The sequence below is a fragment of the Tritonibacter scottomollicae genome (assembly GCF_032924845.1).
GTDB classification, from domain to species: domain Bacteria; phylum Pseudomonadota; class Alphaproteobacteria; order Rhodobacterales; family Rhodobacteraceae; genus Epibacterium; species Epibacterium scottomollicae.
This window is the reverse complement of sequence record NZ_CP136704.1, coordinates 2,446,679-2,467,248: the sequence shown is the minus strand read 5'-3', so window position 1 is coordinate 2,467,248 and position 20,570 is coordinate 2,446,679. Positions and strand designations below refer to the sequence as shown.

The following is a 20,570-nucleotide window of genomic DNA, read 5'->3' as shown; positions in this document are numbered from 1 at the left end:
TCCTCCTGCGGAGGTGGTCCCATGCCACGAGGCGGCGTGGCGCCGCGTCGGGAGGGATGTGCAGCACCCGGATCGGGTGATGCAGTGCGTCTTGGCCATATTCCGCCCCAACGTCATGCGGGCGCACTCCTGATCAGCGGCGGAGCGCGGCCGGATTTCCCATGCCTCTGCGCCGGGTCTGCTATGGCGCGGTGAACACGCAGCGCCGACAACCCGAGCAATTAAACACGGGTGATATAGCTTGGCTGGCGCGCTCATGCAATCAAACCAATGAGATCCGGGCGTCATCCGATACGCAAAAGCGATACTTGCCGCCCGTTTTTGCCTAATGTGGTGAGAAAATCACCCAAGGAAAGGGGACGCGACGCATGCCAAGCCTGATGATTGTTCTACGCGCGTGGCTGTTGACGGCCATGATGAGTCTGCTTGTCGTCGGGGCGGCGCAGGCGCAGGACAGTGTTGCCGTCGAGGGGGATGGACTGGCAGAGGCCATCCGCCAAGCCTCCGAGGCCGGGGTTGGTGTGGTGATCCTGGACGGTCGCGGGCGTCCGCTGAGCGAAGCCGCTGCGCGCGCGGACGCCGAAGCGGAGATGGCGACGGAGCCTGGCGTCATGGGCGGCGCATCGACGATGATGAAGGCCCAGACCGAGGTGCGCGATTTCCGGGCCAAGCTCAACGAGCGTCTGGCAGCGCTGCCCAACTCCTACAATGAGATGGCCTATATCCTGCGTGCCACCAGCCCCGACGGGCGCATCATGACCTTTGTCGAGGTGGTGATTGTTACCACGGTGCTCCTGCTGATCGGGCGCTGGCTGTCGACTGAAATTTACGGCAAGCGGCTGATCAAGCGCTTCGTGGTCAGCCGGATCGAAGACGCGCCAGAAGGCTACGCTGGCAAGATGCCCTTCCTGCTGATCCGCTTTGGCGCCGGTCTGGGCGCGACGCTGTTCGCGATGATCTTCGCGCTGCTGGTGACGCTGCTGGTCTTTGGAGCATCCGGTGATGTTTCGGTCGAGTTCACCTCGCTTGCGGTCTATCTGACCTTCTTTGCCGCGCGCACCCTCTCTGATCTGTGGCGCATGGTGCTGTCGCCTTATCTCAGCCAGTATCGTATCCCGTCGCTAGGGGACCGGGAGGCGCGGCGGCTTTATTTCTGGCTGTCGGGGTTGGCGACCTTTGATTTCGCCGCGGTCATGGTTGCAACCTGGGTGCAGGACTTCGGCCTCAACTACAACATTTACGCGCTGACCTATGCCATTCTGATGCTGGCGTCTTCTGTGCTGGCGATCCTGCTGGTGCTGTTCAATGCCCGGGCCATCTCCGGCGCGATCATGGGCTCCGGCCCGCGTGCTGCCGTGGCCTGGCCGATCCGCCTGTTGTGCTGGATCTGGGCGCCGCTGGTGATCCTGTATGTTGCCTTCGGCTGGCTGGCTCTGACCTTTGATCTGGTCCTGGAGAACCCAAGCCCGGTGCCGCCCACTATGGGGCTGTTCGCGGTGATGACCTCGATCTTGGTGGTCTACGGACTCACCAATTATGTGATCGAGCAGTTCGGCACGCACCGTCGGGTTGTTGTAGCGGAGACGGCCTCCGATGACTGGGATGATCGCGTTGACGAGGGCGGGGCCCCTGCGCATGAACGACCAAAGCACCCGATCGCAACCTTTCGGGATCTTGCCCGCCGGGCGGCTGGCATATTGGCGTTTCTCGTCGGTGCGGTGTCGCTGATCTATGTCTGGGATCCCGAGTTCTCGCTGCAGGATGCTCCGCGGCTGGACCGGGTGATCGACGTGCTGGTGATCCTGTTCATCGGCTATCTGGTGTTCCATGTCGCGCGCATCTGGATCGACAGCAAGATCGAAGAGGAAACGCAGGATCAGCCGGAAGGGGAGCTAGGGGATGAGGGCGGTGGCAGCAGCGCCAGTCGGCTGGCGACCCTCTTGCCGCTGTTCCGTGGGGCCATTTTGGCCGTGGTGGTGGTGACCATCATCCTGATTGTGCTGATGGAGATCGGCATCAATGTCAGCCCGTTGTTCGCCGGTGCCGGTGTGGTGGGGCTGGCAGTTGGCTTTGGCTCGCAGACCCTGGTGCGCGATATCTTCTCGGGCGCTTTCTTCCTGATCGACGATGCCTTCCGGCGCGGCGAATACATCGACATCGGCAGCGTCAAGGGCACGGTGGAGAAGATCTCGGTGCGCTCGTTCCAGCTGCGCCATCACCTGGGCGCCCTGCACACCATCCCGTTTGGCGAGATCCAAGTGCTGACCAATTACTCTCGCGACTGGGTGATCATGAAGCTGCCGCTGCGGGTGACCTATGACACCGATGTGGAGAAGGTGCGCAAGCTGATCAAGACCCTCGGCAAGGAGCTGTTGCAGGATGAGGTGATCGGCCACAACTTCATCCAGCCGCTGAAGTCGCAGGGCGTGATCGAGATGCAGGATTCGGCGATGATCATCCGGGTGAAGTTCATGACCAAACCCGGTGATCAGTGGCTGGTGCGCAAGAAGGTGTTCCAGGAGATCCGTGACCTGTTCGAGCGCGAAGGCATCAAGTTCGCCCACCGCGAGGTCACCGTGCGCGTGGTCGACGACAGTGGCGAGAAGGTCGCCCCGGCCAAGCGCGATGCAGCGCTTGGGGCGGCGCAGGCGGCGATCGAGGATGATCTGATGGATGCCAATGATGGCGGCGGCGACGACCGCTGACGCTAGCGCAGAAGGCATGCCGGGGGCGCTCCCGCCTGCCATGCTGAATGCGCAGGTGCCCTGCGCCTCGCTGGCAGTTGGGCCAAGCGCCGCGCGCGCCCCGAATGGGGCGCGCGCGGCGCGGGTCGCTTCGGGCTTTGCCCGAAGCGAAACATCGCTTGATCCTTTGGGATAGGTCGGCAGGCTCAGAAGTGGGGTGCGGGCCAGTCGGCGGCGTGGGTGCCGCTCGGGGTGGCGGGCAAGCTCCAGCCCATGTGGCAGCCCGCGAGCGACAGAGGCGCGCGCAGGCGGCGGGCAGGCCCCCAGCCGCTGTCCTCATGATCGTTGTAATCAGCCTCATCCGCCGATGTGATCTCCCTCCCGGCCGGCGACTTGGGCAGGGTGACCAGCTCCTCGGCCATGCGGGCCAGCGACAGGCGGGCCACGGCGGTGTCCGCACCGCGGGCCGCTTGTGTGAGCGCAGTCAGTACAGCCGCCGCCATCATGTATCCGGTGGCGTGGTCCAGGGCCTGTACCGGCAGTGGCGTGGGTTTGTCGGCCCCGGCCCAGACACGGCCCGCATCGGCAAGGCCCGAACTCATCTGCACCAGGCTGTCAAATCCGCGCCGTCCCGCCCAGGGGCCGGTCCAGCCATAAGCGTTCAGCGTCACCTCCACCCGGTTGGGGGCGATCGCGTCGCGGGTGGCGATGTCCAACCCCAGCGCATCCAGCGCACCGGGGCGGTAGCCATGCACCAGCACATCGGCGCGGGCCAGCAGCACCTTCAGCCGCTCGCGGCCTGACGTCCCGCGCAGGTTCAGCTGCGCCATATGCTTGCCCAGGGTGATGTCCTGCAAGACGCCCGGCTCGTCCCAGCCCGGCGGGTCGATCCGCAGCACATCGGCGCCGAACCCGGCCAGCGTGCGGGTGCTGACCGGACCGGCCAGCACGCGCGTCAGATCGAGCACCCGCAGCCCCGCCAGCGGCCGGGCGAGACAGGCGGCGGGGCGGTCGCGCAGCACCACGCGGCGGGGTTTGATCCAATCCACCAGCGGCTCCTGCGCCACCGCCTTGCCCTGCGGATGCGCCATCCAGTCGGCGCGGCTGCGCATGGCAGCAGCGACACCGCCGGCCTCGACGACCGCGCGCTCCAGTGCATCGCCGTCCCAGCGTGCCACCGCCGCGGTCACCGCATCGCGATCCTCGGTGCAGTCCAGCACCGAGAGGGCGGCTGCGCGGTGGTGCGGCAGGTTGGTGTGCAGGCGGATCCAGCCATCGGCACAGGCATAATCCCCGGCGATCAGGTCCCAGAGCGCGGGCATCTCCCAGCCCTCGGGACGGAAGGAATAGCCAAACCACAGGGACGCCAGCCGCTGGTCCACCGTGACCTCCGGCGCTGTCGGCGCGAGGTTCAGCGCGGCGATCAGATCGGCCAGCGCCAGACCCACCGCCCCAAGCGCGGCATTGGCCAGTTCCGAGACCGCATAGACACTGGGGCGGTGGCCGGTGCCGGTGATGTGGTAGCGATCAGCAGCCGGGAGAGAGCTGAGAAACGTCATTGCTGATAGGGGTCCAAACTGTCGCGCAAACCGTCGCCGAGGAAGTTGAAGGCCAGCACCACCACGATGATCGGCAGCATCGGGATCGCGGTCCAGGGGTAGATCTCGATATTGGCGAGGTTCTGCGCGTCATTGAGCATCACGCCCCAGCTGACTGCGGGCGCGCGCAGTCCAAGCCCGAGAAACGACAGAGCCGTCTCGCCCAGGATCATTGCCGGGATCGACAGGGTGGCCGAAGCGATGAGGTGGCTCATGAAATTGGGCAATAGGTGCTTCTTGATCACCCGGCCCGACGAGGCTCCCATCATCTCGGCGGCGCGGACGTATTCCTCTTCGCGCAAGCTGAGGAATTTGGCCCGTACCGAGCGCGCCAGCCCCGGCCAGTCCAATATGCCGAGGATGATCGAGATGATGAAGAACACCGCCACCGGAGACCAGGTGGAGGGCACCGCGGCGGAAAGCGCCAGCCAGAGCGGCAGCTCCGGCAGGCTGCGCAGGATCTCGATCACCCGGTTGATGACCCAGTCGATCTTGCCGCCGAAATACCCCGCCACCGAGCCAAAAAAGATGCCCAGAACAAAGGACACGGTGATGCCGATCAGACCCACCGTCAGCGACAGTTGCGCGCCAAACAGGATGCGGCTGAAGATGTCGCGGCCCAGCCGGTCAGAGCCCCAGAGGAACAGCGTAGCGCCCTCGGGGGCGCAGAACAGATGGGTATCGGCGCGGATCAGCCCGGCGAGTCGATATTCTGCCCCCTCGCAGAAAAACTCGATCTGCCGGGGATTGTCATAATCGGGCTTCACCACCCATTGAAAGGTCTCAAGATCCGCCTCCGAGGTCAGCGGATAGATGAACGGGCCGAGGAATTCCCCCTCGTGAAACAGGTTCACCGATTGCGGCGGCGAATAGAGGTGTTCGGCATCGCGTTCGTTTGGTCCGTAGGGGGCGATGAAGCCGACAAAGGGCAGCATCACATAACAGAACAACAGGAACACGCCGGAGATCAGGCCCAGACGGTGAGTTTTGAACTTACGCCAGATCAGCACCCAGTTGGGGGCGTCGAGATCCTTGCGTTCCAGCTCGCGGATCGAGGCGTTTGCATCATAGGGCGCATCGTCGACGTAGCGGCCATCGGGGTATTCCTGGCTCATGTATCGCGGCCCTCATAGCGGATGCGCGGATCCAGAAGAACCAGCAGCACGTCGGAGATCATGGTGCCGATCAATGTCAGCAGCGCCACGAACATCAGCACAAAGCCCGACAGGAACATGTCCTGCGATTTCAGCGCCTGCAGCAAGACCGGGCCGATGGTCTGCAGACCCAGCACCACCGAGACCAGAACCGAGCCTGAGACCATTGCGGGCAGCAGGTTTCCGATATCGGCCACAAAGGGGTTGAAGGCCACCCGCAGCGGATATTTCGCCAGCATCCGCGAGGGGCGCATGCCCTTGGCCACAGCGGTCTCCACATAGGGTTTGCCCAGTTCGTCGAGCATGTTGGCGCGCAGGCGTTGCATCATGGCCGAGGCCCCGGAGGTGCCGATCACGAAGGTCGGCACGATCAGGTGGATCAGGATTGATTTGACCTTGTCCCAGCTCATCGGTTCACCCTCGAACTCCGGTGCCATCAGCCCACCGATGGGAAGGTCGAGGTATTGATGCCCGTAGTAGAACAGGATCAGCGCCAGCAGAAAATTCGGGGTGGCCAGACCGAGATAGCCGATGAAGGCCGCCGTATAGTCGATCATGGTGCGGGACTTGGCGGCCGCCAGAACGCCCAAGGGCAGCGCCACCATATAGACAAACAGCACGGCCGCGAGGTTCACCAGCACGGTGAGCCAGAGGCTGTCGCCGACGATCTCGGACACCGGGCGGTCGAATTCGAACGACCAGCCAAAGTTGCCCTGCAGCATGCCGGAAAACCCGTGCGGGCCGGGCAGCATGCCCATCCAGATGAAGTACTGCTGCCAGAGCGGCTTGTCCAAGGCGTATTCGCGGCGCAGGAATTCGGCCTTGGCGACGCCCGCCTCCTGACCGGTGGCGCGCAGCTCCGCGATCTGGTTCGACAGGAAATCCCCCGGTGGCAGGTTGATGATGAAGAACACCAGGACCGAAACCAGCAGCAGGGTCAGCAGCATGGTGCCGAACCGGTAGATCGCGTAGCGGAGGATTTGCATCAGCCTTCGCCATCCTCAAAGAAAAACTCATCCATCCGGTGCACGCCGAAATGCGCCCCCGGATCCCAGGCCCAGATCGCGGTCTTGGGTACGTTGCGCAACCGGTCGGAGACCACCACCGGCTGCGGCGCACCTGCGACCAGACCGATGGCAAAGACATTGTCAGCGTGAATCTGCAGCATCTCGCGCCAGGCCTCGGCGCGCATGGTGGCATCCGTGGCGAGGTTCCAGTCGTGCAGCAGCTCCATCAGGCGCTCACCGGCGGGCAGATCGGGGGCTTCACCCACGGAGCCACCCGTCTGATAGAACTGACCCCATTTCGGCCAGGACAGGAACACCTGATCGGTGGGGGCGAGATAGGCGGGCGAGGTATAGCTTTGCGGCAGCCCGTTGTCCCAGCCGTACCAGACCGAGGCCATGGTGGTGCCGGAAAACACCCGGTTGCGCAGGATGTCGCGGTCCAGCGGGCGCATCACCAGTTTCACGCCCACGTCGCGCCAGTCATCGGTGATGATCTGTAACGCGTTCTCCACCTCCTGGCGTTCGCCGGCGGTCTCGATCACCAGCTCCATCGGGCGGCCATCGGGCAGGCGGCGGATGCCGTAGCCGTCCCGTTCGACCAATCCGGCCTCGTCCAGCAGCGTGTTTGCCAGATCCGGGTCATACTGCGCCCAGGCATCGCGCAGGCTCTGGTCGAAGAACGGGCTTTGCTCCAGCACCGTCATGGCGCCGGGTTTTGCCAGTTTGAAATAGAGCGATTTGTTGATCGCGGCGCGGTTTATGGCCACCGACAAGGCCCGGCGCACGCGCACGTCGCGCAGGGTCTGGCGCCAGACCTCATCGCCGGAGTTGAGGTTGGGGTAGATGGCGATCTGCGAGGCGGTGCCGGAGGACCAGAGCTCGGTGCGATAGCCGCCATTGGCCTCGCCTTTGCGCAGGATCGGGATATCGCGGAAATCTAGGCCCCGCGCCTGCAGGTCGGCCTCGCCCGCGTTGGATTTGGCCGCAACCAGCCCGCCGGAGACGATCTCCATCTCCACCGTGTCGATATAGGGCAGCTGCAGACCGTTCTCGTCGATGCGGTGGTAATAGGGGTTGCGCACGAACTGATGGCGGATCTTCTTGCCGGCGGTGGCGTTGAGCCAGGGCTGCAGAGTGGGCAGGTCCGGGTTGTCGAACTTGTCCATATTGTCGCGCTTGTTGTGCAGTGCGGCCCAGCTCTTGACGCGGGCGTAGTCGATTTCCTCCTGCAGCGCTTCTGGCTCGGCAAAGTCCTTGTGGAACTGCTTCAGATAGGCGGAGGGGCGATAGATGAAGGGCGGCGCGGCCTGCGCCAGAACCTGCAGAAAGCTGGGGTTCGGCCGGCTCCATTCAAAGACAACCGTGGAGGCGTCCGGGAATGTCACCTCTGGCAGCTCGTCTTCGACGCGGACGAAATCCGGCGGGCCGGTGGGGTTCAGCTCGGCGTTGTTGGCGATGTGTTTCCACCAGTATTCGAAATCGGTCGAGGTGAATGGATCGCCGGAGGACCACTTGTGCCCCTCACGCAGGTTCAGGGTGAAGATACGGTTGTTTTCATTCTCGAAGCTTTCGAGGATGTCGGGCACCAGGTCATAGGCCTCATTGTAGCCCACCAGCCGGGCATAGCCGTAGACCACCATCTGGCGGATGTCCTTGGAGCGGGTGACCATGGTGTTGAGCGTGCCGCCCTGAACGCCGGGCGTGCGCCCCTTGGCGGCGACGTTCACTACCAGTGGTTCTGCCGGGACACGCTCGGACACGGGGGGCAGGTCACCGGCCTCGACTTCATGGCTCCAAAAGGCGCTTTCCTGCAGGGCGGGCTGGGCAAGGGCGGCAAGCGGCAGCGCCACGGCGAAGGCCAGCGCGGAGGTGAGGAAAAGCGGGGTTCGGGCGTTAAACATGGCAGCGCACCTTATGTCCGGGGTCCAGTGGCATCAGCGGCGGCGCGTCCTGTCCGACAAAGCGGAAGGCCTCCGGCCAGCTTTCGGGCGCACCGGCGCCCTGAGCCACGAGTTTGAGGTTGATGGGCCGGTCCACGTCCGGAATCGGCTGAGCGGCGATCAACGCCTTGGTATAGGGGTGTTTGGGGTCATGAAACAGCACTTCCGGCGGGGCTTGCTCGACGATCAAACCCCGGCGCATCACTGCGACCTCGTCTGCGATGCGGGCGACCACGGCGAGGTCGTGACTGATGAAGAGATAGGACAGCTGGCGGGCGTCGCGGATGTCTTCCAGCAGGGTCAGGATCTGCTCCTGCACCGAGACATCCAGCGCCGAGGTCGGCTCGTCGCAGACCAGCAGCTTCGGGTCGAGCATCAGCGCACGGGCGATCGACAGGCGCTGGCGCTGGCCGCCGGAAAACGCATGCGGAAAGCGTGTCAGCATATCCACGGGCAGGCCGACCAGACGCAGCATCTCGGCGGCGCGGGCCTTGTGCTCGGCGCGGTTGCCGATGCCGTGGATCTCCAGCGGTTCGGCCAGCGTGTCGAGGATACGCTGGCGTGGACTGAGCGAAGAATACGGGTCCTGAAACACCATCTGCGCCTGTTTCTGAAACAGGCGGCGGAGGGCGCGATCCATGTCATGGACCTTCAGCGGTGCAGCACCGGGGGCATTGCGAAACAGGATCTCGCCGCCGGGGTCCACCGTCTCGGCGCCAAGCGCGATGCGGGCGGCGGTGGTCTTGCCGGAGCCACTTTCGCCGACGATGGCCAACGTCTTGCCGCGCGGCAGGGTCAGGTCCACGTTCTCGCAGGCGCGCACCAGCGTCGGTTTGCTCCAGCTCTTGCCGGACCGCATGGTGAAGGTCTTGGTGACGTTGCGCATCTCCAGGATCAGATCCTCGGTGCCGTCGCGCAGGGGGCAGATTGCCTCGGGGATCTTGGGGGCGGCGTTGAACAGGTGCTGGGTGTAGGGATGGGCGGGCGCGCGCAGGATCGGCTCGGCGGGGCCAGCCTCCATCACGCGGCCCTTGTGCATCACCACCACCTGTTCGGCCATATTGGCCACCACGCCGAGATCATGGGTCACCAAGATCATCGCCATGCCGGTTTCCTGCTGCAGCTCCTTCATCAGCCCCAGCACCTGTGCCTGAGTGGTCACGTCAAGCGCCGTTGTCGGCTCGTCGGCGATCAGCAGGTCAGGCTTTGCGACCATGGCCATGGCGATCATCGCGCGCTGGCGCATGCCGCCCGAGAGTTCAAACGGATAGGAGCGCCAGGTGCGCTCCGGGTCGGGAAAGCCGACGCGCTCGAAGCACTCCAGCACCTCGCGCTTGGCGTCGGCCTCGGAGGTGGAGCGATGCAGGTGGATCACCTCGACCACCTGATTGCCGATCCGGTGCAGTGGCGACAGCGAACGCATCGGTTCCTGAAAGATCATCGCGATGCGGTTGCCGCGCACGTCGCGGCGCATCTGCCGTTCGCTGATACGCGCCAGATCAAGGTCGCCGTCGCTGCCGCTCAAGATCATGCGGCCCGAGTGCAGGCGCGCGGTGCGCGGCAGAATGCGCAGCACGGCGCGACAGCTGATGGTCTTGCCAGAGCCGCTCTCGCCGACAAGCGCCAGCGTTTCGCCGGGGTTCACCGCGAAATTCACATTCCGGACAACCGGTGTGTCCTTCCCGAACCCAATACTGAGATCTTCAACCGACAGAAGGGGGCGCATTCAGATGCTCCCGTCATGCGGCCGCTGCGCAGGACTTGTGATGAGTGTTCTCCCTAGTTTTTCGCCATACCTTCGCGCGGGCAGGCCCTTGTAGTCAAATGTCATTTGCCCAACGGCCACCGTCTCAGAGTGAAATGTGACACTGCGGCCCATTCCCGCGGCGCAGCGGGGCGACGACACGGCTGATAGGGCGCGGTTGCAACACTAACGCGACAAACCGCGTGCCGGTTCCGCCGCGTCTGGCGCCCGGCGTGGGGCGCGACATGCGGTGTGGGCGCGGCGCCATGCGCGTTTTGCGCAGGCCCTTGTGCCTGGACGTGACGTTTCTTCTCTCCGACGGTGCTCATCCTGTAGCCTGTGGTCAGACTCAAACATATCAGCAGGAGATCCGCATGATCTTTTTCGATTGTTCCACCGCTCCCAATCCGCGTCGGGCGCGGATGGTGCTTGCCGAAAAGGGTCTCACCCCGGAGGTGCGTGAGATCTCCATCGCGAAGGGCGAACAGCTGAGTGCTGAGTTTCGCGCCATCAACCCGCACGGCATGGTGCCAGCGCTTGAGCTGGACGACGGCACGCTGTTGACCGAGAACCTCGGGATTGCGGCCTATGTGGAGGCGCTACAGCCAGAGCCGCCGCTGCTGGGCTGCGACGCGCGGGAAAAGGGCCTGGTGATGATGTGGAACGCCATTGTCGAGCAGCAGGGCGGCCTGCCCATCGCCGAGGCACTGCGCAACAGCCATCCGGCGTTTGAGAACCGCGCGGTGCCAGGCCCTTTGGACTGCCCTCAGATCCCGGCGCTGGCGGAGCGGGGCCGGGCGCGAGCAGAGGCGTTTTTTGGTTTATTGGAGGCGCGCTTGCAGCAGGTGCCCTATCTGGCGGGCGAGAGCTTCAGCTTTGCCGATATCACCGCCTTTGTCTTTGTCGATTTTGCCCGCGTTATCAAAATGCCGGTGCCACAGTCGCATGAGGCGACGCTGAATTGGCAGGCCCGTATTGCGGCACGGCCCAGTGCGGCGCTTTGAGTGCCGGCGGCGGGCGGCGTGGCTTGCGCCGACGGACGGGGCGGGGCACTGTGCCTGCGCGCCGGACGTGCGCCTGATTGACCCGAGGGCCTGATGACACCGAAACCGCTGCTGCACCGCGATGATCCCGAGGCCGCGCCCCTGGTGGGCAATATCAAGGTCACCCGTGACGACTGGCTCAACATCGGTCTGGACGTGCTGATCCGCGACGGGGAGGAGCGGGTGAAGGTGTTGGCGCTGGCCGAGGCGATGGGGGTCTCGCGGTCGTCCTTCTACTGGTATTTCAAATCGCGGCAGGACCTGCTGGATGCGCTGCTGACCCGCTGGGAAGAGACCAATACCGCCGGTCTGATCGCCCAGGCGGCGGCGCCAGCAGAGCGGATTACCGGCGCGGTTCTGAATATCTTTCGCTGTATCGCCAACCCGGCGCTGTTCAACACGGCGCTCGATTTTGCGGTGCGCGACTGGGCCCGCCGCTCGGATGCGGTGCTGGCACGGATGCGGGACGGGGATGCGGCGCGGGTGGCGGCGCTGACGGAGATGTTCGCCCGCTACGGATGCGGCGAGCGGGAGGCGGTGACCCGGGCCAAGGTGCTCTATTACATGCAGTTGGGCTATGACATGGCGGAACCGGAGGAGAGCCATGACTATCGTCTGGAGATGACGCCGGAGTATCTCAAGGTGTTCACCGGACAGGCCCCGACCGCAGATGAGTTGGCCGAGTTTTCCGACTACAGCCGACAGTTCTGGCAGGATCTGTCGCGCTGATTATCCCCGTTGCCCAGTGGGCGCGCTGACGCGCGGCAGGTTTGAGCCTTGCCCCCTGCGGGGGGCAAGGCGGTGGCCTCCGGCGGGAGGTATTTTCAAAAAAGGTGAAGGAGGTCAGCCGCGCAGGGCTTCGACCTCTGCCTTGACGGTTCGGGCGGCCTCTTCGCGCACCGGGCCGTAGCCGCGGATGTCCATCGGGGCGGCGAGGATTTGCGCCATTACGTCGGGGGCTTGGGCCGTCGGATGGGCGGCGATATCTTCGATGATGTCCATGAACCAGTCGCGCAGGTCGCGGTGCATCCGGGCCTCGCCGTGGTAGGCGAAGGGGTTGAGCGGTGTCTGCCGCAGGCTCTTTCCCTTGGCCAGCAGGGTCAGCAGTGGTGACATCCATGCCCCCAGCGCGCGTTTGGCGGGGCGGCCACGCGCATCGGTTTTGAAGTTCAGCAGCGGCGGCGCCATGTGGTATTTCACAGTAAAATCGCCGTCAAATTCGCGCTCCAGTTCGGCCTTGAAGCTGTCGGCGCTCATCAGGCGGGCGACCTCGAATTCATCCTTGTAGGCCATCAGTTTGAATAGGCTGCGCGCCGCATGGGTCGTCAGGCTGTCGGCCTGATCGCGGGGCAGGGCGGCGTGCAGGCGAGCCAGCTGGTCGCGATAGTCCTGCGCGTAGGCGGCGTCCTGATACTGGGTGAGGAAGGCGGCGCGGCGGTCGATCAGCTGTTGCAGGGTTTCTTCTTCGGGCGTGTCCTCGGAGTATTGTGCGGCGAGCCGGTCCGGTGCGGCGGCCAAGGTGCGGCCGATGGCAAAGGCCAGCTGGTTTTTCTCGATGGCGACGCCGTTCAGCACGATGGCCTGCTGCAGCGCGCTGAGGCTGACGGGCACCAGTCCCTGCTGCCAGGAAAAGCCCAACATGATGACATTGGCCAACACCGCATCGCCGAGCAGCGTCTCGGCCACCGCATTGGCGTTGAGCGCGGCGACGTTCTCGGCCCCCACCACCGAGGCCACGGCGCGGGCGCGGGCGGGGATGTCGAGGCTGGCGTCGCGGCGCAGGACGATGTCGCCGGTTGGCATTTCGGCGAGGTTCAGGGCCACTTGAGCACCGGCGCGATAATGCGCCGAGGCCTTGGGCGCGGAGGACACCACCGCGTCACAGGCGATGACCGCATCCGAGGAGCCCTGATCGGTGCGCACCTGATGCACGTCTTCGGGGGTCTTTGCCAGGCGGATGTAGCTGAGAACCGTGCCGAATTTCTGCGCAAAGCCGGTAAAGTCGAGCACCGAGGAGCCTTTGCCCTCCAGATGCGCAGCCATGGTGATCAGCGCGCCGACGGTGACAACCCCGGTGCCGCCCACCCCTGTGACCAGCAGGTCGAAGGGCCGTGAGAGCGTGGGCAGCTCTGGTGTTGGCAGATCGGCTGTCAGGCGCTGGGCGTCCAGATCGGCGATCTGTTTCTTGCGGCGCGTGGCGCCTTCGACGGTCACGAAGCTGGGGCAGAAACCGTTGAGGCAGGAGAAATCCTTGTTGCAGCTGGAGAGGTTGATCTTGCGCTTGCGTCCGAAGGGGGTGTCCTTCGGCTCGACACTGAGGCAGTTGGATTCGACCGAACAGTCGCCGCAGCCCTCGCAGACCAGATCGTTGATCCAGGCAAAGCGCTTGGGGTCTTCCATGGTGCCGCGCTTGCGGCGGCGGCGTTTTTCGGTGGCGCAGGTTTGTTCATAGATCAAGAGGGTGACGCCCTTGACCTCGCGCAGCTCGCGCTGAACCAGATCGAGGTCTGCGCGATCATGAAACGAGGTGCCGACGGGAAAGTCACTGCGGGTGAATTTGTCGATGTCATCCGAGATCAGCGCGATGCGGTCCACCCCTTCGGCGCGGCTGGTCTGGGCGATACCCGCAACCGAGACCGGACCGTCCACCGGCTGACCACCCGTCATGGCAACCGCGTCGTTATACAGCACCTTGAAGGTGATATTGGCCCCTGCCGCCACCGCCTGTCGGATCGCGAGCGAGCCGGAGTGATACCAGGTGCCTTCGCCCAGGTTCTGGAACACATGCTTGCCGCCGTTGTATTTCGACGCCACCAGATGCGGCACGCCCTCGCCGCCCATCTGGGCATAGCCTGCGGTGTCGCGGCCCATCCAAGAGGCCATGACGTGGCAGCCGATGCCGGAGTTGGCGGTGGAGCCGTCGGGGATCTTGGTCGAGGTGTTGTGCGGACAGCCCGAGCAGAAATAGGGCGTGCGGGTGGCGCCAGTGATGTTCAGCAGGTTCGGGGGCGTGTCGGTCAGGGCGCGGGCCTTGTCCAGCAGCTTTAGCTCGGGGAAGAACCGGTCCAGACGTTCGGCCACAAGGGGCACCAGCATCAGGGGGCTCAGCTCGCCGACCCAGGGGATCAACGGTTCGCCCGCGGCGTGGTATTTGCCGACCATCTTCTTGGGCTTGTCGCCGGGCCAGTCGTAGAAATACTCCTTGAACTGGCTTTCAATGATGCCGCGTTTTTCTTCGACCACCAGCACCTCTTCCTTGCCGTTCACGAAACGCAGCGCCTCGGCGCGGGCCAATGGCCAGACCATGCCGACCTTGTAGATGTCGATGCCAAGGTCGCGGCAGGTGGCCTCGTCCAGATCCAGCAGACGCAGGGCTTCCATCAGGTCGAGATGGCCCTTGCCGGTGGTGACAATGCCAAAGCGAGCCTCTGGCAGATCATAGATGCGACGGTCGATCGGGTTCGCTTCGGTAAAGGCACGCACGGCCTGCAGTTTGGCGCGGATGCGGGTCTCGATCTCGGGGCTGGGCAGGTCGGACGACCGGATGTGCAGCCCACCGGGATAGTCAGGCAGGTCGGGCAGGGTGAACTGGCGGTCCTTTGGCAGCTCTACCGAACGGCCACTTTCCACGGTTTCCGACACCGCCTTGAAGCCAACCCAGGTGCCGGAGTAGCGCGACAGTGCAAACCCGTATTCGCCAAACGTCAGGTATTCGCCCACATCCGCCGGGTTCAGCACCGGCATGAACCACGACATGAAGGCGACGTCTGACTGATGCGGCATCGAGGAGGACACGCAGCCGTGGTCGTCACCTGCCACCACCAGCACGCCGCCCTTGGGCGCGGAGCCGTAGGCGTTGCCGTGTTTCAGCGCGTCGCCAGAGCGATCAACGCCGGGCCCCTTGCCGTACCACATGGAATAAACGCCCTCGACCTCGCAATCGGGGTCGAGAATGGCCTGCTGCGCGCCAAGCACGGCGGTGGCGCCAAGATCCTCGTTCACCGCGGGCATGAAGTCGATGCCGGCATCCTTCATCCGGTCGCGGGCGCGCCAGAATTCCAGATCGACACCGCCAAGGGGAGAGCCGCGATAGCCGGAGACAAATCCCGCCGTGTTCAGCCCGGCGGCGCGGTCGCGACGGGACTGGTCCAGCATGATCCGGGCCAGCGCCTGGGTGCCGGTGAGGAACACGCGGCCTTCGGTGCGGGCATAGCGGTCCTCCAGCTGGTAAGTCTGAAACGCATGGGACAGCTCGGTCATGATGGCTCCTTAAAGTGGCTATCGGTTGGGGAAATGGATGAAGTGGCTGAAAGTGTAATTCGAAAGATGTGAAAAATCTTGCCAGAGCATGCGGAAATTGGCAGTTATTCGGAAATCTGAACCAGATATTCCGGATTTTGAGGAGCAAAATTTCAACATGATGCAGTTGGATGAACGTGATCGCCGCATTCTGAAGCTGCTGCAGGAAGACTGTCGCATGTCCAACGCAGATCTCGCGGACGCCGTCAGCATGTCTGCATCGGCGTTGTGGCGCAGGGTGCGCGCGCTCGAGGAGGCAGGTGTCATCTCTCGCTACGGGGCCCGCGTGGTGCCAAAGGCCATGGGACTGAAGTTCGAGGCGCTGGTACAGGTCAACCTGACGCGCCACGCGCCCGAACACCTGACGGAATTCATCCGTGCGGTGGAGACCAATCCCCATGTTGTGGAATGTTATGCCACCACGGGGCAGGCGGATTATCATCTTCGTGTGCTCGCGCCGGATTTAGAAGCCTATAATCAGTTTCTCGAAGGTTTCCTGTTCCAGTTGGCGGGTGTTGCAAGTGCGCAGACCCATGTGATCCTGAAGACGGTGAAACGGGACACGCCGGTGGTGCCCTGAGCGGCTGCGCGGCCGCGATGGATTTTTGCCAGATCGGTGGAATTCTCGGTTGTCCGACTCAGTTGTTCACTTTATGTTCTTGCTTGAGTGGTGGCGAAGGAGAGGGGTGACATGACCAAAGTGGCAGTGCTGCTGACGCAGGGGTTTGCGGATTGGGAATACGGGGTGCTGTGTGGCCTCGGGCAGGGTTATTTCGGGCTGGAGATCCGCTTTGTCACACCAGTGCCGGGCGAGGTGACCTCCATGGGTGGTCTGATGGCGCGGGTGGTTGACGGGCTTGACCTGCTGGAGGCCTGGGCGCCGGATGCGCTGGTGGTGATCGGCGGCACGATCTGGGAACGCCCCGAAGCGCCGGATGTCGTCGATGTCCTGCGGGCAGCGCATCAGCGTGGTGCAGTTGTGGCGGGCATCTGTGGTGGCACCCTGGCGTTGGCCCGGGCCGGCCTGTTGAACGCGGTGCGGCATACCTCGAACGATGCGGCCTTCCTCGGCACCCATGCGGACAGCTATGCGGGCTCAGCAACGTATCTGGAACAGCCCACGGCAGTCTCTGATGGACGCGTGGTGACAGCGGCGGGCACTGCGCCCGTCAGCTTTGCCGCCGAGGTCATGGCTGCGCTGGATGTACCGGCCGAAACGGTGCATCAGCTGAAATCAATGCTGGGCGGCGAGCATCGCCCGGGGCATCGTGATGCGGCCTAGCGCCCCCGCCGCGCGTCAGCGCGGCGCTGGGCCCAACGGGGGAGGGGGCATTTCAATGCAACCGACACGGGCGGGAGCCTCCCCGCCGCGGCGCTGTGGCAGACCACCGGCACGGTATGGATCAGAGAGAGACCATCGCCCAGGCGGCAGTCATGCCGATGTATGTCAGATGATGCAGCAGCTGATCGGTGCCCATGGCACGCCAGAACGCGCCCTGGGTCGGGTCCAGCTTGTTACACTCGGTATGATGCGCCTTCCAGTAGTCGATGTTGAAATGGATCAGCCATTCTGCGGCGCAGATCACCGCAATGAACCAGGGCGGGCTGCCGACGATGAACAGGACCACCACCGAGGCCATCGCATGCACGCCTGCATGCTGGGCGCGACCGGGATGAAAATACTGACAGCGGCCTGATAGCATCTTTTTGGTCTGCAGGTAGAAGTCGGCAAACATATGCTTGACCTCGAACAGGCAGATCAGCAGCAGGACGATACCGACATTCTCTGGCAAAACAGATGTTCCTCTTGCAGTTGCAACGTGCGGCGGGCAGGTCACTCGCGGACCTTACGGTGTTTTCTCTATATCGCAAATATCGCATTGGATTGTCTGTGACATAGCTCACAGACGTAACAGGGCCAGCTTTCTAGGCTGCGCCCACGTCATGTCTGCGTCATTGCCTGAGAAGGGCAAACCGCGCTAATCATGGGGAAATCACGTCAATTTCCTTGTTAAACCACGCGGGCCGGTGCCCAGCCGCAAGATCTTCGGAGTCCTTCCCATAGAACGCACGCTTTTCCAATTCATCTGGAAGTACTCCAAGCGTGACCAGCTGATTCTCCTGCTGGTCACCGCCTGCCTGTTTCCGCTGCTCTATCTGACGCTGGAGCTGCCCAAGCGCATCATCAATGACGCCATCGGCGCCCAGTCCTCCACCGTCGAGGTTTGGGGGCAGCAGTTCGACCAGCTCACCTATCTGTGGATCCTATGCGGGGCCTTCTTGCTGGCGGTGCTGGCGCATGGCCTGACCAAGATGCGCATCAACACCATGAAGGGGGTGCTGGCCGAACGCATGTTGCGCCGTTTCCGCTACAGCCTGATCGCCCGTGTCCTGCGATTCCCGCAGCCCTATTTCGAGCGCACCAGCCAGGGCGAGCTTGTCTCGATGATCACCTCCGAATCCGAGCCCATGGGCGGGCTGATGGGAGATGCGGTCAGCCAACCGGTGCTGCAGGCGGGTCAGATGCTGACCATCCTCTATTTCCTGTTTGTCCAAAACCTGTGGTTCGGGCTGGCGGCGGTGGCGCTGATCCCGCTGCAGGGCTGGCTGATCCCAATGCTGCAGCGGCGCATCAACCTGCTCAACAAAAAGCGCATCCAGCAGGTGCGTGCATTGGCCTCCGAGATTGGCGAAAGCGCGGCGGGGGCATCGACCCTGCGCGTCAACGGCGGCTGGCGCTACCGCATGGCGCGGGTGACGGATCGGCTGGGGCATCTCTACGAGATCCGTTTCGACATCTACCAGAAGAAATTCTTCATGAAGTTCCTCAACAACTTCATCACCCAGCTGACGCCGTTCTTCTTCTATGCGGTGGGCGGTTATCTGGTGCTGGAGGGCAAGGTCTCGCTCGGCGCGCTGGTGGCGGCGCTGGCGGCCTACAAGGATCTGGCCTCGCCGTGGAAGGAACTGCTGACCTATTACAACCAGACCCAGGACATGGGGCTGCGCTGGGAGGTGATCCTGGAGCGGTTCGCGCCGCCGGACATGGTGGACGAACGCCTGATGCAGGGCGAGCCGGAGGAGCTGCCGCATCTGGCCGGCGACATCGTACTGGACGGCGTCAGCGTGCGCGACGCCGACGGCAATCTGGTGCTGGAGGAACTCTCCGCGACCTTCCCCAAGGGCGAGCTGATCGGCATTGCCGCCCCGTCGGAAGAGGACCGCCGCGCCCTGGCCGAAGTGCTGACCCGCGAGGTGCTGCCCGCCTCCGGCACGGTGACGCTGGCGGGGTACGGCATTCGCGACCTGCACCAGATGGTGCTTGCCACTCGTATCGGGCATGCGACTTCGCGTCCGGCGCTGTTTCAGGGGTCTTTCGGGGAAAACGTATTGATGCCGCTGCGCATCCGGCCACTGGAAGATCCCACCGATCCGCGGGCGCAGCGCGACGCGATCCGGGCGGGCAACAGCGCCGATCCGTTTGGGGTGAACTGGGTCGATCCGACGATCGCCGGTTTTGAAAAGGCTGAGGAGCTGCGCGACTGGTGGCTGCGCATCGTCGAGGGCATTGGTTCGGACACCGCGCTTCTGCGGCGCGGCATGGATCAGGTTTTTGTGAGCAGTGAGCATCCACAACTGGCCAATGCGCTGGTCAAACTGCGCCCAAAGGTGCAGCAGGCCCTGATGGACGCCGGGCTGGATGCCTTTGCCCATTTCAACAACCGTGAATATTACAACCCGACGCTGCCGGTGGTGGAAAACCTGCTTTATGCGACGCGCTCTGTGCCCATCACCTTTGAACTGCTGCGCGACCAACATGACTTTTTGCAGACCGTGCGCCGCATTGGACTCGACACCGATCTCGTCAACCTGGCGCAGGACGTGCTGGAGATGCTCCGGCAGATCTTCGGCATGGATGGTACGGTGCATCCCCTCTTCCGCAAGCTGGGGCTGGAAGCATCGGATTATGAGGCGGCATTGCAGCTGTTGCAGAAGGTGAAATCCAAGGGCGCGGAGGCGCTTGACCCGGAAGAGCTGGCGCAGATGATGATCGTGCCTTTCTCGATCTCTGCCGAGGCGCTGGGACCGGCCTTCAGTACCGAGATCGAGGATCGCATCCTGTCCTTGCGTGACAGTCATGGGCGTGAATTGCTGGACACGCTTGATGACATCTTCGTGCCGCTCAGCAAGAGCGAATTTGCCCCCGGTTTCACGGTGTTGGAGAATGCCATCTTCGGCAAGATTTCCGACAGCGCCGGGGCGCGCGTCGAGGATCTGCGGCGCGCTGTCGCCGAGGTGATCGACAAGGCAGGCGTGCGCGAAATGGTGGTGGAGCTGATCTTCGAGCTGCCGGTCTCCGTTGGCGGCCAGGGGTTGGGGCAGAGCTTTGCCGAGCCGCTGGCCTTCTGCCGGGCCTCAATCAAACGCCCGGACATCCTGATCCTCGACAGTGCCTTGGCCAGCTTTGATCGCGACACCCGCCGGGCGATGCAGGACAACCTGCGGGACCTGCTGCCGGACACCACGCTGATTTTCCTCGAACCTGCCTTTCGCGACCCCGACCGGTTCGATCACTACTTCGAGATGCGCCAAGGCCGCCTGAAGGACGAACGTGCCGATGTGCGTGAGGCTGTCGATGAGGACAGCGCCGCGGCGGCGGACCTGTCGCGCAAGTTGCGCGCCTTGGAGAGCACCGAACTGTTCTCCGGTCTCAATCGTCGTCAGCTGCGCCTGCTGGCCTTTGGGGCGCGTTGGTTCGAGGCCACGCCGGGCACGGCAGTTTTCCACAAGGATGATGCGGCCACCGACGGCGCTTATATGATCATCGAAGGGGAGGCGGGGCTCTACCTGCCGGCCGAAGACGAGGGCGCGGAGGGGCAACTGATTGCCAAGGTCGGCCCCGGCCGCCTGGTGGGCGAGCTGGGCCTGATCCGCAAGGAACCCCGCGCCCTGTCGATGATCGCCGAAAGCGACCTCACCTGCCTGCGGATCGGTGAGGAGGAATTCCTCGCGGTGGTGGAGAACGACGCCAACACGGCCTTCAAGCTGCTGCAGGTGGTTGCGGGCTACGTTTCCAGTTAGCCTGCAGGCAGGTGATCTG

At 63.8% G+C, this 20,570-nt stretch carries 13 protein-coding genes; 6 read left to right on the top strand and 7 right to left on the bottom strand.

Translation table 11 applies throughout. The features are described from left to right. The first annotated feature begins 368 nt into the window (after positions 1 to 368). The gene (locus R1T40_RS12300; RefSeq protein ID WP_317384325.1) at positions 369 to 2,705 is read left to right on the top strand and encodes a mechanosensitive ion channel family protein; all 2,337 of its coding nucleotides are present in this window, start codon (positions 369 to 371) and stop codon (positions 2,703 to 2,705) included. A 185-nt stretch (positions 2,706 to 2,890) separates the two neighbouring features. On the opposite strand, the gene R1T40_RS12295 is transcribed toward R1T40_RS12300, so the two are convergent. The 5 genes from R1T40_RS12295 to R1T40_RS12275 are packed head-to-tail and all read right to left on the bottom strand — an operon-like array spanning position 2,891 to position 10,109. Next, positions 2,891 to 4,243: a CoA transferase gene (locus tag R1T40_RS12295; RefSeq protein ID WP_317384324.1), complete on the bottom strand. Its 1,353-nt coding sequence runs from the start codon at positions 4,241 to 4,243 to the stop codon at positions 2,891 to 2,893. After that, positions 4,240 to 5,397 (bottom strand): ABC transporter permease, encoded by a 1,158-nt coding sequence (locus tag R1T40_RS12290; RefSeq protein ID WP_106161852.1) that lies wholly within the window; start codon positions 5,395 to 5,397, stop codon positions 4,240 to 4,242. The genes R1T40_RS12295 and R1T40_RS12290 overlap by 4 nt, the downstream gene beginning before the upstream one ends. After that, positions 5,394 to 6,422, bottom strand: a complete 1,029-nt coding sequence (locus R1T40_RS12285) for an ABC transporter permease (protein ID WP_317384323.1) — start codon at positions 6,420 to 6,422, stop codon at positions 5,394 to 5,396. Before R1T40_RS12285 ends, R1T40_RS12290 begins: the two co-directional genes overlap by 4 nt. Next, positions 6,422 to 8,344 (bottom strand): ABC transporter substrate-binding protein, encoded by a 1,923-nt coding sequence (locus tag R1T40_RS12280; RefSeq protein WP_317384322.1) that lies wholly within the window; start codon positions 8,342 to 8,344, stop codon positions 6,422 to 6,424. Before R1T40_RS12280 ends, R1T40_RS12285 begins: the two co-directional genes overlap by 1 nt. Beyond that, a complete protein-coding gene (locus R1T40_RS12275) occupies positions 8,337 to 10,109 on the bottom strand; it encodes an ABC transporter ATP-binding protein (protein ID WP_317384321.1) in 1,773 nt (590 codons plus the stop codon). The genes R1T40_RS12280 and R1T40_RS12275 overlap by 8 nt, the downstream gene beginning before the upstream one ends. Before the next feature lie 392 nt (positions 10,110 to 10,501). Here R1T40_RS12275 and R1T40_RS12270 point away from each other — a divergent pair, with 392 nt between their 5' ends. Together R1T40_RS12270 and R1T40_RS12265 are read left to right on the top strand one after the other, a co-directional pair. Next, positions 10,502 to 11,131, top strand: a complete 630-nt coding sequence (locus R1T40_RS12270; RefSeq protein WP_317384320.1) for a glutathione S-transferase family protein — start codon at positions 10,502 to 10,504, stop codon at positions 11,129 to 11,131. A 93-nt stretch (positions 11,132 to 11,224) separates the two neighbouring features. Next, positions 11,225 to 11,899 (top strand): TetR/AcrR family transcriptional regulator, encoded by a 675-nt coding sequence (locus tag R1T40_RS12265; protein WP_317384319.1) that lies wholly within the window; start codon positions 11,225 to 11,227, stop codon positions 11,897 to 11,899. A 114-nt stretch (positions 11,900 to 12,013) separates the two neighbouring features. Here the strand turns inward: R1T40_RS12265 and R1T40_RS12260 are convergent, their stop codons facing one another. Next, positions 12,014 to 15,430 (bottom strand): indolepyruvate ferredoxin oxidoreductase family protein, encoded by a 3,417-nt coding sequence (locus tag R1T40_RS12260; protein ID WP_317384318.1) that lies wholly within the window; start codon positions 15,428 to 15,430, stop codon positions 12,014 to 12,016. 160 nt (positions 15,431 to 15,590) lie between these two features. Here R1T40_RS12260 and R1T40_RS12255 point away from each other — a divergent pair, with 160 nt between their 5' ends. Both R1T40_RS12255 and R1T40_RS12250 read left to right on the top strand, forming a co-directional pair. Next, positions 15,591 to 16,049 (top strand): Lrp/AsnC family transcriptional regulator, encoded by a 459-nt coding sequence (locus R1T40_RS12255; protein ID WP_106162304.1) that lies wholly within the window; start codon positions 15,591 to 15,593, stop codon positions 16,047 to 16,049. A gap of 111 nt (positions 16,050 to 16,160) precedes the next feature. Then, a complete protein-coding gene (locus tag R1T40_RS12250; protein ID WP_317384317.1) occupies positions 16,161 to 16,751 on the top strand; it encodes a type 1 glutamine amidotransferase family protein in 591 nt (196 codons plus the stop codon). Between the two features lie 121 nt (positions 16,752 to 16,872). Here R1T40_RS12250 and R1T40_RS12245 read toward each other — a convergent pair whose 3' ends face one another. Then, entirely contained in the window at positions 16,873 to 17,262 is a 390-nt protein-coding gene (locus tag R1T40_RS12245; RefSeq protein ID WP_106161868.1) for a DUF3307 domain-containing protein, read from the bottom strand. Positions 17,263 to 17,497: 235 nt separating this feature from the next. On the opposite strand from R1T40_RS12245, the gene R1T40_RS12240 reads away from it, so the two are divergent. Continuing rightward, complete coding sequence (locus tag R1T40_RS12240; RefSeq protein ID WP_394804988.1) at positions 17,498 to 20,551, top strand: ABC transporter transmembrane domain-containing protein; 3,054 nt, start codon at positions 17,498 to 17,500, stop codon at positions 20,549 to 20,551. Positions 20,552 to 20,570 lie beyond the last annotated feature (19 nt).